The organism is Parabacteroides sp. APC149_11_2_Y6 (genome assembly GCF_054506995.1).
Genome location: NZ_CP173709.1, coordinates 801,456 through 815,218, shown reverse-complemented (window position 1 = coordinate 815,218; position 13,763 = coordinate 801,456). Strand labels below are relative to the sequence as shown.

Below are 13,763 nucleotides of genomic sequence, written 5' to 3'. Positions count from 1 at the left end.
ATAAAATTTTACAATCGGGCACAAAAATACATATTTATCAGGCTAATTGTGTGCTCAACAGAAAATATTGTTATCTTTGAAACTGTATAACGATATCATATATTTAAGGTACAATGAACTGGTTATCAAAGAAACTGTTTTATACAATTGGAATTACATTACTCTGTAGCGGTTTACAGGCACAGAGCTTAGACCAAGCTAAAAAATTATACAATGATGGCAAATATGCTGAAGCAAAGCCCGCATTTGAAAAGCTTGTCAAACAAGCACCTTCTAACGCGTCCTATAATCAATGGTATGGGGTATGCTGCTATGAAACAGGAGATTTAGCCGGAGCTGAAAAACATTTGAAAGTGGCGGCTAAACGAAAAGTAGAAAATGCATATCCCTATCTTGCAAATGTTTATACAAAGACATATCGTTTCAGTAATGCGATTGAAACGTTGGATGAATATATCAGCCAGTTGGAAAAAAGAAAGAAAAATACGGAAGCTGCTGCTGCCATATTGGAAATAGCAGAAAATTCCCAACGCATGTTGGAAAAAGTCGAAAACATCCAAATCATAGACAGTATGGTTGTGGACAAGGATGATTTTCTTTCCGCTTATATACTAAGTGAAGAAAGCGGAACTCTGGATACTTACAGCAACTTTTTCCAGACTAACGAACCGGTTCATTCTGCCGTATACATGAACCAGAAAGGAGACAAAATATATTATGCACATCCTACCGATGATTCCCGATACTGCCTTTATACTCAGTCCAAATTGATGGATAAATGGGGGGATGAAAAACAATTACCGATGAATATCAATAGTAAAGATGATGATAACTATCCTTTTGTTCTTTCTGATGGCGTTACCATGTATTATGCCTCTCAAGGTAATGGTTCTATCGGTGGCTACGATTTATTTGTTACTCGCTATAATACAAATTCGGATTCTTATTTGTCGCCGGAACAATTGGGGATGCCTTTTAATTCCCCATACAATGATTATATGATGGTATTGGATGAAACAAAAGGATTAGGTTGGTTTGTTTCCGACCGCTTCCAGCCTGAAGGGAAAGTCTGTGTATACCTGTTTATCCCCAATACGGATAATAGCCGTGTAGATAGTGACGACATCAATCTGAAACGTTCACGTGCTGCAATTTCTGCCATCCAAGACTCATGGAAACCAGAAATGAATTATACGGATTTAATCCGTCTGTCACATACTGAAATTCCATATGGTGAACAGAAAATAGATAAAGACTTTGAATTTGTGATCGGTAATAATGTAGTTTATTACACATGGGAAGAAATTAAAAGTCCGGAAGCAAAAAGTTACTACGAAAAGGTTGTTGCAGTAAAAAAGCAAATCAACGAACTTAATGAAAAGCTGAATAACTTGCGTACTTCTTATACGACAGGAAATAAGGCTCGTCGTGAACAGTTGAAACCTTCAATACTTAAAGCTGAAGAACAATTAAGCAAGCTGCTTAACCAACCGGAAGAATTGGAAAAAAAAGCTCGTAATGCAGAAATAAATTATTTAAAGAAACGATAAAATGTTACTTGAAACAATTATCATCATATTCCTGATGCTCATAGCCATTGTGCTGGTTTTACTGGAAATATTCATGTTACCGGGAATCACGGTTGCAGGAATCGGAGGATTTTTGTTTGCTGCAGGAGGACTTTTTTATGCTTATTCCATCAGTTTTTGGACAGGCAACCTGACATTAATCCTCTCCTTAGTCGCTTTTGGAGCCTCTTTTGCCTGGTTACTGCGTTCTAAATCATTCAGTAAAGTGGCATTAAAAACGGATATTGACTCCAAACTGGTTTCCACGCGCGACCTGAACATCAAACCGGGGGATGAAGGCATAACTATTTCACGCCTTGCCCCGATAGGCAAAGCCCGCATTAACGGTATCGTTGTTGAAGCTAAAGCGATGGATGAACTGATCGATGAAAATACATCTGTCGAGGTTATAAGGATAGACGGATACAACGTTATTGTACAAGTAAAAAATAATACAAATACTCACGAATAAACATTATTAGTATGGAAGTAGCTTTAGTTCCTTTAATCTTACTTGGAGCAGCGATATTGCTGCTGGCAATTTTTTTCTACTATGTGCCTTTCCTGCTCTGGATTTCGGCAAAAGTATCCGGTGTAAATATTTCGTTGATACAGCTCTTCTTGATGCGTATCCGTAACGTGCCCCCTTACGTGATTGCACGTGCCATGATCGAAGCCCATAAAGCCGGATTAAAAACATTAACCCGCGATGAGCTGGAAGCCCACTATCTGGCTGGTGGCCATGTAGAAAAAGTAGTGCATGCCCTGGTTTCCGCATCAAAAGCAAATATAGACCTGCCCTTCCAGATGGCTACAGCTATCGACTTGGCAGGACGTGATGTATTTGAGGCAGTACAAATGTCTGTAAACCCCAAAGTTATAGATACCCCACCAGTTACAGCTGTAGCCAAAGACGGTATCCAGCTAATTGCTAAAGCACGTGTTACTGTCCGTGCCAATATAAAACAGTTAGTCGGAGGTGCCGGCGAAGAAACAATTCTGGCACGTGTAGGTGAAGGTATTGTCTCATCTATCGGTTCCTCGGAGAATCATAAAACAGTACTTGAAAACCCGGACTCAATTTCCAAACTGGTTTTGCGTAAAGGATTGGATGCCGGTACTGCTTTTGAAATCTTATCTATTGATATTGCAGACATCGACATAGGTAAAAACATCGGTGCCTTCCTGCAAATGGACCAGGCGCAGGCCGACAAAAACATTGCACAAGCGAAAGCCGAAGAACGCCGCGCTATGGCCGTTGCCATAGAACAAGAGATGAAAGCAAAAGCCCAGGAGGCTCGTGCTAAAGTGATTGAAGCTGAAGCAGAAGTACCAAAAGCTATGGCTGAGGCGTTCCGTAGCGGCAATCTTGGCATCATGGATTATTATAAGATGAAAAATATCGAAGCAGACACTGGCATGCGTGAAGCTATTGCCAAGCCGGCAAACAATCCATCCAAACCGCTTAAAGATTAAAAACAAGTCATATGATAGCCCCTTCAGAACTAATTATAAATGCAGATGGAAGCGCATTCCATCTGCATCTGAAACCGGAACAGCTTGCCGACCGTATTCTTTTGGTTGGCGACCCGGAACGGGTCAGTATGGTTGCCTCCTATTTCGATACGAAAGAGTGTGAAGTCTCCAGCAGGGAGTTTCATACGATTACCGGTACATACAAAGGGAAACGTATCACCACTTTGTCACATGGTATTGGTACGGATAATATTGATATTGTTCTGAATGAATTGGATGCATTGGCTAATATCGATTTCAACACCCGAACTATAAAAAAAGAATTCAGGCAACTTACATTAGTCCGTGTAGGAACATCCGGAGGACTACAACCGTTTGTGCCTGTCGGTACGTATGTTGCTGCGGAAAAGTCTATCGGCTTTGATGGCGTATTGTATTTCTATGCAGATTCGAAAAAGGTACGCGATATGGATTTTGAAGCAGAACTTCATAAACAACTGCAATGGAAACTATCCGGTATACATCCTTATGTTGTATCTGCAGATTCCTCTCTGATTGAACAAATCACTCAAAACGACATTCTTCGTGGCATAACAATTGCAGCCAACGGATTCTATGGTCCACAGGGACGTAAATTACGCCTTCCGCTTGCAGACCCTCAACTAAATGAAAAAATAGAAGCCTTCCATTATAACGGTAGACAAATCACTAACTTTGAAATGGAAAGTTCCTCCTTAGCCGGTCTGTCGGCATTGATGGGACATCGTGCCATGACCGTTTGCTGTATCATTGCAGGACGTGTGGCAAAAGATATGAACACGGAATACAAAGGGTCCATTACCGGACTGATAGAAACAGTTTTAGACCGCATCTGAAACATCCATCCTTTCCACATTGTTTATAGTATATAAATGCAATATCATGGAATGGACGAATACAATTATGACATCTTTGGAATGGGGGAAAACAATTTCAAATAGAGAAGAAAAAGAAAAGGTTGCCGATATGATCGCGTCAAAAGTCAAAGACGGAGATATAATTGGTGCAGGTTCCGGCTCCACGGCCTATCTGGCAATACTAAAAATAGCTGAACGGATAAAAGAGGAAAATCTACATATCCGTATCATCCCCACCTCACAGGAAATCAAAATGACTTGTGCACATTTAAATATACCTGTTACTTCTTTATGGGAATATCGCCCGGATTGGACATTTGACGGAGCGGATGAAATAGATAATGATTTTAATATGATAAAAGGACGTGGAGGCGCCATGTTCAAAGAAAAGCTGCTGATAAATGCCAGTCCCAGAACCTATATCATTGCAGACGCTTCAAAACGAGTTTCCAAACTTGGAGTTAAATTTCCTGTTCCTATTGAAATATTTCCAGAGGCTCTGACATATGTGGACCATGTACTTAGATCCTATAACCCCAAAGAAATAAAAATACGTATGGCGGATAAAAAAGACGGTCCTGTTATCACTGAAAATGGAAATCTTATTCTGGATGTATGGTTCAATAATATTCCAACCAATCTGGAAAAATCCATCAAATCCATCACCGGAGTAATAGAAAGCGGACTTTTTATGCACTATAACGTAACCATATTGCAACCGTAGAGGCAGATGTTGCCCCTACAGTGTATCATTTTTATTTCAGAAATCCCTGATCTTTCAGTACCTGAAGCAAGACTTCTGAGAAATGTTCATTATTTGCTTTGGTATAACGAACATCCGTAAAGACTTGTGCTAATGTTTCTTTATTATTTTCCTTAATAAATTGCTTATTGACTTCCAATGCTTCTTTTGCCTCATATAGAGCATTAATAGAAGCCGGGGTATAATCTGTATAAATTTCCTGATGGACAATTGCCTCTAAAGGCAAACGTTCAACCTGCTCCGGCATGCCGTCCGGATAGCCAACTGTTACCGTAACAATAGGCACAACCAGACGCGGTAATGACAAAGATTTGATAATTTGGTCTGCATTATAAGCCGTTGTCCCGAGGTAACAAATCCCTAATCCCTTTTCTTCTGCGGCATTACAAAAGGTCTGAGCAAACAGCATTGCATCAATGGTAGAAGCAATAAAAGTCTGCAAATTATCAAATCCAGCCACCGCATCCCGCTGTTCCGCCCATTTTACAAAACGGTTGGCATCCGCACAAAAAGTTAAGACAACCGGAGCCTGGGTAATCATTGGCTGGTTGAAATGGGCAGGAGCCAGCTTTTCTTTATTAACCTGGTCACGGGTAATCACCACACTGTATAATTGCATATTCCCAGTGTTTGATGCACGGGCGGCAACTTCCAGCAATTCATTTAATAAAGTATCCGGAATATCCTGTTTTGTATATTTACGGATGGTCCTCCTGTTTTTCATTACATCTATCATATTTCTGAGATTTAATATTGAACGATACAAAAATAAGAGATAATTATGTAAGTTTGTACTCAAAACCAATAGAAGAATGAGTACGTCTAAAGTTTACTTTACAAATCTCCGCACAACACCTACGAGCAACTTGCTGGACAAGATGGAACGGCTCGTTAAACGTGCTGGTATTTCAAACATTGATTTCAAAAATCAATTTGTAGCGATCAAGATTCATTTCGGGGAACCGGGAAATCTGGCTTATATCCGTCCTAACTATGCAGCACGCATAGCAACTCTACTTCGGAGTCTTGGAGCCAAACCATTCCTGACAGACTGCAACACACTCTACTCCGGTCGTCGTGCTAATGCTGTAGACCATCTTCAAAGTGCCATGGAAAATGGTTTCAATCCCATTTCTGCAAAATGTGATGTAATCATAGCCGATGGCTTGAAAGGAACAGATTATCGCGAAATAGAAATAAATGGCGAATATTGTAAAGCGCCTAAAATCGGAGCTGCCATTGCAGACGCAGACATCATCCTGACGATGAACCATTTCAAGGGACATGAACAAACCGGCTTCGGCGGTGCCTTGAAAAACTTAGGTATGGGTTGTGCCAGTGTCGGAGGAAAGCTGGAATTACATTCTGCCGCACAACCGGTTGTAAACCGCGAACATTGTAAAAGTTGTAATATCTGCGTAAAACATTGCGCACACGATGCAATCCATTTGGATGATAACAAAATTGCAACTATCGATTATGAGAAATGCGTGGGTTGCGGGCAATGTGTTGCTCTTTGCCAATATGATGCTGCTGTTATGGGTGACAATGATACATCCGAACGGCTAAACTGTAAAATTGCAGAATATACGAAAGCTGTATTACTGGATAAGCCTCATTTTCATATCAGTTTCATCATGAATGTTTCTCCCGAATGTGACTGCTGGAACCATAATGATGCTGCAATCGTGCCGGATCTGGGTATTGCTGCATCTTTTGACCCAGTGGCATTGGACAAAGCTTGTGCTGACATTGTAATCAAAGCACCTATATTGGAAACAGGAAACCGTCTTTCAGATAAACCTCATCATGACCATTTGGAAGACTGTGACAAATTCCACCTGATGCATCCGGAAACAAACTGGCAATCGGGTCTGGAACATGCTGAAAAGATAGGATTAGGGACACAAGAATACGAACTTATCACTGTATAATTAATGAACGACACAATCTGCGCCATTTCAACTGCTCCGGGAGCCGGAGGTATTGCTGTTATCCGTGTATCAGGACCGGAAGCCATAGCTATTTGCAACAAAATATTTCAACCCCACATAACAGGGAAGAACTTATTGTCCCAGAAAGCGTATACGTTACGTTACGGAAGTATTCGCCGGGAAAACGAATTAGTTGATGATGTCCTTGTTGCATTATTCCGTGCCCCCCACTCTTTTACAGGGGAAGATACAGTGGAAATCACCTGCCACGGTTCTATTTATATCCAGCAACAAATTATGCAATTATTGATTGGCGCAGGTTGTCGTACAGCTCTTCCCGGCGAATATACACAACGAGCTTTTCTTAATGGGAAAATGGACCTTAGCCAGGCAGAAGCGGTTGCAGACCTGATAGCTTCAACTTCCGCCGGACAACATCGTTTGGCTTTCAATCAAATGCGAGGTGGCTTTAGCAATGAATTGAAAGAGCTTCGCGAGCAACTCCTGCATATCACCTCTTTAATGGAGCTGGAACTGGATTTTAGTGACCATGAAGAATTAGAGTTTGCAGATCGTAGCGTACTGAAGACATTAGCCTCTCACATTGAAACCGTGATATCCCGACTGGCTAATTCCTTTAGTGTGGGTAATGTCATAAAAAATGGTATTCCCGTTGCTATCATTGGAGAAACAAACGCTGGGAAATCTACTTTACTGAATATCTTATTAAATGAAGAGAAAGCGATTGTCAGCGATATCCACGGAACAACTCGCGACGTGATAGAGGATACAGTAAACCTGCAAGGTATTTTATTTCGTTTCATCGATACAGCCGGTATTCGTGAAACACATGACACTATTGAAAGTATCGGGATAGAACGTACTTTCCAAAAACTGGAACAGGCAAACATTGTTCTCTGGATGATTGATACAAGGGAGGCTTCCTCACAAATTGCCCAATTATCATCCCAAATTCTTCCGCGTTGCAAAGATAAACAACTCATCATTGTCTTCAATAAAGCAGATTTGATAGAAGAAACATCCCATATTATCCCGGCAAATCTACCTAATGATATTCGTTCTATCTTTATTTCCGCAAAACAAAAAAACGGTATTGAGAAATTAGAACAGCTGTTAATTGAAGCTGCCAATATCCCATCATTATCACAAAATGACATCATTGTAACCAATGTACGTCATTATGAGGCCCTGACCCGTGCCCTTGAATCCATCCGCCGGGTACAAGAAGGATTAGACGTTGACTTATCCGGAGATTTCATATCACAGGATTTGCGTGAATGTATTTACCACCTTTCGGATATCGTAGGGGAAGTAACTACAGACCAAGTACTGGGTAATATTTTTGAGAGGTTCTGCATCGGGAAATGATATATCGCAATTAACCGCAACGAATTAGAACCAACTATAATGAAGTCGCTGAAATTCAGCGACTTTTTTATTTTCCAAAAATCCAGTTCATAGCGATTGGATAGTGTTGTTCACCATATTTTTCTACCGTATTTCTACCGCGTAACAAGTGAACCAAAAACCACGATGTCACAGCGAGGTAGTCCACAACATGTGTTGACAATGGTTTACATAGGTAGACAAAAAGCGAAATTAAAACTATATGGTTTCATTAAAAATATGGAGAAAACAACATGGAAGTAAAAAGAATTTGTCAATGGTGTGGCAAGCCATTCATTGCGAAGAAAACAACTACGAATTATTGTAGCCATCAATGTGCCAGTCAAGGCTACAAACACCGTATGAAAGAACGAAGAATCGAACTTCGTGAATTACAAGAATTGATAGAAGTCAAAAGTAAGTTAGACCATCAAGATTACTTTACTTTCGCACAAGCAGCACAATTGATGGGCGTTTCTCGTCAATACATCTATAAGCTCGTCAAGGAGGATAAGCTGAGAGCATCAAGAATCAGTGCAAGGATGTCAATTATTCGCAGAGCCGACATTGAGCTGATGCTTAAAACGCGCCCCTATGAACGAAGAAGAATTAAAGATGACCTTGATATAACTGAGTACTACACTGCCGAGCAAATTTCCGAAAAGTACAAAGTATCGCAAAAATGGATTTGGGCATATACAAGAGAGAACAATATCCCAAAAATCCGTATCCGGCAGTTCAACTATTATAGCAAGAAGCATATTGATGCTGTCTTTGCCAAATACAAGACGGATGATGCATTAACAGAATGGTACACACCGGAAGAAATCGAGGAAAAGTACGGAATGACACGTGTAGCCATCCGTTCCCATGTCTATCGGAACAACATCCCTTCAAAGAAAGAACATGGTCAGATATTCTATTCCAAACTACACTTTGATCTGTCGAAGAAAACAACAGAAGATGATTCATCGGAATACTATACCGTACAGGAAGCCATGAAGAAATATAGCCTTTCCAGAGATTCTGTTTATGGAGTTTTACAATTCCACGAAATCAAACGTGAAAAGAAAGGTCGTTTCGTGAGATTCCTGAAAGTGGAATTTGACCATGTAATGGGAGCCCGAAAATAAGACTAATCCTGAATTTATGCAGACCAGAAAATGATTCTAAAAATGAGCATTGTCTGTGTCAAGCCATTACGGACATTTGCAGCAAATCAAGTATAAACCAATAATAATTGTAACTATGTTAGAATGTAAAACAGTAACATTGAGAACACGTCCTTTAAAACATGGGATGCTTTCTTTCTATCTGGATTATTATCCGGGGTATCGTGACCAGGAAACAATGAAAACCATCCGTTACGAAGGATTGAACATTTATATTTATGCCAATCCTAAGAATGAACGTGAACGCAACTTCAATGCAATTATGTCGGAAAAGGCGGAAGCCATCCGATGCCGACGCTTTGAATCTATCGTTAATGACAGGTATGATTTCTTTGACAGGCACAAACTCAAAGCGGATTTTCTGGAATACTACCGCAAGCAGCTTCGCAAGCATGACCAAAAGTGGGAATTTGTGTACCACCATTTCTACAACTTCGTTCATGGCAAATGTACTTTTGAAGAAATTGATATTGACCTTTGTAATAAGTTTCGTGAGTATCTGCTAAATGCCAAGCAACTCAGGCGTGACGGTCGCATTTCAAAGAACTCTGCTTCCGGCTATTGGTCAACATTCAGGGGACTTTTGAAAATCCTTTATCGCAATCGGCTAATCAAGACCAATATCAATGACTTTTTGGATAAAATTGAAACAGAAGATACTCCAAAAGAGTATCTAAGTGTGGAAGAACTATACAAATTGGCAGAAACACCTTGCAAAAAGCCGATTCTGAAGACAGCAGCATTGTTCTCATGTTTGACCAGTCTCAGAATCAGCGATATACTATCGTTACAATGGCATGAGATCGTTGACTTTGCAGCTGGAGGAAAATGTGTCCATACAATTACCCAAAAGACCAAAACAGAGGACATCATTCCAATCAGCGACGAAGCCCTGCAATTGATTGGCTATTCTCCAGAAAAAACCGGATTAGTATTTAAAGGATTGAAACGAAGTTGGACACAGCAACCTATGAAAGAGTGGATTCGCGAAGCCGGTATTACCAAGAATATCACTTTCCACTCCTACCGAAGAACATATGCAACACTTCAAGGAGCAGCCGGCACAGACATACGTACCATTCAAAGTAATATGGCACATAAAAGTATCACCACGACACAACGGTACATGAAAGTTGTGGACAGTAACAAGCGTGAAGCCAGCAACAGAATCTCTTTAATCCGCAAGTAAGAGTTAAGGTTCAAATAATCCCGTTTTTATTGCTCAGAGTATGATATTTTGCTCTAAATCATACTCTGAGCATATTTTTTCTTAAATCCTGAACGATTATCCATTACAAACAGCAACTATTTGGAAATCTACATATACATTTGTCTTATTGTAAAACTCAAACAGTATCAGTTTATGACGAATAGTATTAAAATCTCTCCTCAAAGAACCAGTTCATACTTTCAGTAAGTGTCATCCTTTACTGGGCAACAGACTCCTATTTATATCTTAATTGCCATATCGACATGATGGAATATTCCACTCCAGTTATTCTATATATTACGGCAATGATACTCGCCTGTGGAGTACTTAAGCATTTCTTCTTCCGATTCATAACAAAGAATGAATTGAGTTTGTCTTTTGGCAAGCAAGTAAAACCTTTCCATATTGAACGGACAGAACAGATTAAGGAGATTGAATCCACATATTCTGAGGGCTGGGAGATAAATTTGGAAAAGCCAGTTGTAGAAAACTGTGTAAAACACGACTATATGGATAATTATGAAATGCGTGTCGCCGAAATTGAACGTAAAAAATCCGAAAGACAGGCAGACATTAAACGTGTCATTCATGAATACACCACCTTTGTAATGACTGAATTTCTCTCAAAAGAAAATCTTGAAATTCTGCATGAAAACATAGAGTATTTCGCACACGGACAATCTGAATTATACAAGCCAATCCGTTCAAGATTAGATAATCCCCTCCGTTCTATCGACCTGATGCACTTTGTGTGGAACATCGGAGAGAGATTGAACATTTCCCTTATAGACAGAGCTACATTCATACATACGATGTTCACACATGAACTGAAAGATGCTTCGATTAAATATCTGGCTAAAAATCTTCGGACAAGCGGAGTTTGCAAAATAGCACTTGATATTCCTAAAACCGGAGATTATCACTTCAAATGTATGAAGAACGACTCTGAATCGGACTTAGATTCAATCAATTAGGGTTATTCAACGCAGACCGAAATATTATTGCTTTCTGAGGTTTGTCAGCATTACATCATTGTATTGGTTTGCAGCATGTTTAACAAAAACAATGTTATATCATGCAAAGAAACAAATTAACCTTCAATGACCTACCGGAAGTGGTAGGCGAACTATGCGAGAGAATCTCAAGTATGGAAAACCTGCTGACAGAAAAACTTCATCAGCAGCATAACGAGGTAAAAAAGGATACCCATGTTCCAATGACCGTTGATGAAGTCTGCGAATATTTAGATATCTCGAAATCATCCTTTTATTACAAAGCCAAACATGGAGGTATTCCAATCATTAAACAAGGCAAGCACCTGTTTGTCTATCGTGATGAATTGGACAAATGGTTGGAAAGCGGAAGAAAAGGAGAAACGCCTATAAGCATAGAGGAAGAACACGCCCGAATGCTTGCAACTACACGTCGCAAAGCCAATCCTAAAAGCTGGTGAGTATGGAAACGGTAGCACCCATTGAAGATCTTGCTCAGGTCGCTACAAGATGGCAAGATACAATGCTCAGCTTGGAAAAGGAATACGAACAGGAGCCGGAAGTTCTGAAAATAGGCGAAGTGGCTATCGGGACATTGGGAAATTTCAGTGCATCTATAGGCAAGGCTAAAAGCAAAAAGACTTTCAATGTGTCGGCTATGGTGGCAGCAGCTTTGTCAGGGAAGGAAGTTCTTAACTACACAACGGACTTCCCTGAAGGAAAGAACCGCATCCTTTACATCGACACAGAGCAAAGTCAAAACCATTGTATGATTGTAATGCATCGTATCATGAAACTGGCAGAGTTGCCGGCTAATGAGGATTGCGACCGTTTCTATTTTCTCGCTTTGCGCAAGTTCAATCCGAAGGAGCGTTTGGCTATCATAGACGATGCCATCAGTCATATTGAAGGTCTCGGTTTTGTGGTGATTGATGGAATCCGTGACTTGGTATATGACATCAATTCACCGTGTGAAGCCACATGCGTAATCTCCAAACTCATGCAGTGGACTGACGAATACCAGATTCATCTTCACACCATCCTTCATCAGAACAAAAGCGATGAAAATGCCCGTGGACACATTGGCACGGAAATCAACAACAAGGCTGAGACTGTCATCCAAATCGAAAAAGACAAGGACGACAACAACATCAGCAAAGTGGAAAGTGTGCATACCCGTTCCAAAGACTTTCTGCCATTCGCCTTCTGCATCAATGACCAATCACTTCCCGAACCTCTGCCGGACTATGTGCCGACCAAGAAAAGCGCAGGTCGTCCCAAACAGGAACCCTTCTCCCCTTATAGGGACATCCACGAAACAATCCATCGCAAGGCTCTCGAACTGGCTTTTGAGGGAAGAGAAACTATTTCGGGATATAAGGCTTTGGAAGAAGAACTGACCACTGCCTACGAACTGGCAGGAACGAAATTTAATCACAACAAGATTGTGAAGATAATTAAGTTTCTCACGAACAAACGGATGGTGGTTCAGGAAAGCCGCGGCATTTATCGGTTCATGCCGGATTACCATTATTGACTCTCCACTTGACTTTATTCTAAAAGTGTCCATTCGTATATAAGTCAAAGTTTAAATGCAACGACTAGTTTCATGATAATCCACGGAACTGGTCGTTGCCATTTTTATTTACCAACGCCCTTGTGTATAATTCCTTTGGAATAGATTGTGGCAATCAGTATGGAAAGATTGTTCCTCTTCTACCATTTGTAGATTTTGACGCCTGTACAATTAAGGTTATGACAAAACAGCAATCTTTGTATTGGCATATAAAATGACACTTTACTGACAAAATAATTTCTATTTTCGTTGTTTTTTCAATATGAGGCCTCTGTTATATTTCGGCAAACCTGCTGGAACAATTCATATTCGAGTACCGGCAAAACGATATGCCAAATGCCAAACTAATTTCGGCCTTTTGCTCACTTTCTCTGTTGGTCAAATGTTCTGATACAATTTAGAAGTTCTGAATCGGCACTACTGTAACACCAAATGTGACATTAATGCCATTTAAGTTGCCATATAAATACACATTTATACGACAATTGTTCTCTCTTAATCGTCTTTGACAGTCAATCAAAGCCATAAATATCAAACATTTTACTTCAAAGCACGTCTTTTTTAAGCCACGGGCTTGCCCGTTGTACAGACATTATCTTGTATGGGGAGCCTAATACCCCAAGAGATAAATCGCTCGTGAGAAGTTGCCAATCCCAGGCAAGCAGGATATGGCTTTATTGCGATTATAGAATACCTTAACTCTCCACGCAATCATGTTTTGGATGGGCTTGTAATACCCTTGTAGCCTCTGTTTGACAATTACCATCGG

The 13,763-nt window shown here is 40.3% G+C and carries 12 protein-coding genes and 1 pseudogene; 12 read left to right on the top strand and 1 reads right to left on the bottom strand.

All coding sequences use genetic code 11. The features are described 5' to 3' along the window. The first annotated feature begins 113 nt into the window (after positions 1-113). From ACGE0T_RS03330 to rpiA, 5 genes are read left to right on the top strand one after another with little or no spacing between them, the layout of a single operon-like run. A complete protein-coding gene (locus tag ACGE0T_RS03330) occupies positions 114-1,550 on the top strand; it encodes a tetratricopeptide repeat protein (protein WP_459189120.1) in 1,437 nt (478 codons plus the stop codon). Between the two features lies 1 nt (position 1,551). After that, a complete protein-coding gene (locus ACGE0T_RS03325; RefSeq protein WP_459189119.1) occupies positions 1,552-2,040 on the top strand; it encodes an NfeD family protein in 489 nt (162 codons plus the stop codon). 11 nt (positions 2,041-2,051) lie between these two features. After that, complete coding sequence (gene floA, locus ACGE0T_RS03320; protein ID WP_459189118.1) at positions 2,052-3,044, top strand: flotillin-like protein FloA; 993 nt, start codon at positions 2,052-2,054, stop codon at positions 3,042-3,044. Between the two features lie 11 nt (positions 3,045-3,055). Next, positions 3,056-3,919: a nucleoside phosphorylase gene (locus ACGE0T_RS03315; protein ID WP_459189117.1), complete on the top strand. Its 864-nt coding sequence runs from the start codon at positions 3,056-3,058 to the stop codon at positions 3,917-3,919. A gap of 46 nt (positions 3,920-3,965) precedes the next feature. Further along, positions 3,966-4,664, top strand: coding sequence for a ribose 5-phosphate isomerase A (rpiA, locus tag ACGE0T_RS03310; protein WP_459189116.1), 699 nt, complete (start codon positions 3,966-3,968; stop codon positions 4,662-4,664). Between the two features lie 31 nt (positions 4,665-4,695). Here the strand turns inward: rpiA and ACGE0T_RS03305 are convergent, their stop codons facing one another. Then, a complete protein-coding gene (locus ACGE0T_RS03305; RefSeq protein ID WP_459189115.1) occupies positions 4,696-5,439 on the bottom strand; it encodes a nitroreductase family protein in 744 nt (247 codons plus the stop codon). Between the two features lie 76 nt (positions 5,440-5,515). Here ACGE0T_RS03305 and ACGE0T_RS03300 point away from each other — a divergent pair, with 76 nt between their 5' ends. The 7 genes and pseudogenes from ACGE0T_RS03300 to ACGE0T_RS03270 all read left to right on the top strand — a co-directional run bounded on the left by ACGE0T_RS03300 (position 5,516) and on the right by ACGE0T_RS03270 (position 12,955). Next, complete coding sequence (locus ACGE0T_RS03300) at positions 5,516-6,637, top strand: DUF362 domain-containing protein (RefSeq protein ID WP_459189114.1); 1,122 nt, start codon at positions 5,516-5,518, stop codon at positions 6,635-6,637. Positions 6,638-6,640: 3 nt separating this feature from the next. After that, the gene (mnmE, locus tag ACGE0T_RS03295; protein WP_459189113.1) at positions 6,641-8,026 is read left to right on the top strand and encodes a tRNA uridine-5-carboxymethylaminomethyl(34) synthesis GTPase MnmE; all 1,386 of its coding nucleotides are present in this window, start codon (positions 6,641-6,643) and stop codon (positions 8,024-8,026) included. Between the two features lie 272 nt (positions 8,027-8,298). Then, on the top strand, positions 8,299-9,177 hold the full coding sequence (locus ACGE0T_RS03290) for a helix-turn-helix domain-containing protein (RefSeq protein ID WP_459189112.1): 879 nt from the start codon (positions 8,299-8,301) through the stop codon (positions 9,175-9,177). A 115-nt stretch (positions 9,178-9,292) separates the two neighbouring features. Then, the gene (locus ACGE0T_RS03285; protein ID WP_459189111.1) at positions 9,293-10,405 is read left to right on the top strand and encodes a tyrosine-type recombinase/integrase; all 1,113 of its coding nucleotides are present in this window, start codon (positions 9,293-9,295) and stop codon (positions 10,403-10,405) included. 174 nt (positions 10,406-10,579) lie between these two features. Then, positions 10,580-11,400: pseudogene (locus ACGE0T_RS03280) on the top strand (hypothetical protein). 101 nt (positions 11,401-11,501) lie between these two features. Beyond that, a complete protein-coding gene (locus ACGE0T_RS03275; protein ID WP_459189110.1) occupies positions 11,502-11,879 on the top strand; it encodes a helix-turn-helix domain-containing protein in 378 nt (125 codons plus the stop codon). Between the two features lie 2 nt (positions 11,880-11,881). Then, positions 11,882-12,955: an AAA family ATPase gene (locus tag ACGE0T_RS03270; RefSeq protein ID WP_459189109.1), complete on the top strand. Its 1,074-nt coding sequence runs from the start codon at positions 11,882-11,884 to the stop codon at positions 12,953-12,955. Positions 12,956-13,763: the final 808 nt, after the last annotated feature.

Excerpts from the sequence above, each read along its gene's own strand:
- ACGE0T_RS03330 (WP_459189120.1), top strand. The coding sequence starts at position 114 with ATGAACTGGTTATCAAAGAAACTGTTTTATACAATTGGAATTACATTA.
- ACGE0T_RS03325 (WP_459189119.1), top strand. The coding sequence starts at position 1,552 with ATGTTACTTGAAACAATTATCATCATATTCCTGATGCTCATAGCCATT.
- floA (WP_459189118.1), top strand. The coding sequence starts at position 2,052 with ATGGAAGTAGCTTTAGTTCCTTTAATCTTACTTGGAGCAGCGATATTG.
- ACGE0T_RS03315 (WP_459189117.1), top strand. The coding sequence starts at position 3,056 with ATGATAGCCCCTTCAGAACTAATTATAAATGCAGATGGAAGCGCATTC.
- rpiA (WP_459189116.1), top strand. The coding sequence starts at position 3,966 with ATGGAATGGACGAATACAATTATGACATCTTTGGAATGGGGGAAAACA.
- ACGE0T_RS03305 (WP_459189115.1), bottom strand. The coding sequence starts at position 5,439 with ATGATAGATGTAATGAAAAACAGGAGGACCATCCGTAAATATACAAAA.
- ACGE0T_RS03300 (WP_459189114.1), top strand. The coding sequence starts at position 5,516 with ATGAGTACGTCTAAAGTTTACTTTACAAATCTCCGCACAACACCTACG.
- mnmE (WP_459189113.1), top strand. The coding sequence starts at position 6,641 with ATGAACGACACAATCTGCGCCATTTCAACTGCTCCGGGAGCCGGAGGT.
- ACGE0T_RS03290 (WP_459189112.1), top strand. The coding sequence starts at position 8,299 with ATGGAAGTAAAAAGAATTTGTCAATGGTGTGGCAAGCCATTCATTGCG.
- ACGE0T_RS03285 (WP_459189111.1), top strand. The coding sequence starts at position 9,293 with ATGTTAGAATGTAAAACAGTAACATTGAGAACACGTCCTTTAAAACAT.
- ACGE0T_RS03275 (WP_459189110.1), top strand. The coding sequence starts at position 11,502 with ATGCAAAGAAACAAATTAACCTTCAATGACCTACCGGAAGTGGTAGGC.
- ACGE0T_RS03270 (WP_459189109.1), top strand. The coding sequence starts at position 11,882 with ATGGAAACGGTAGCACCCATTGAAGATCTTGCTCAGGTCGCTACAAGA.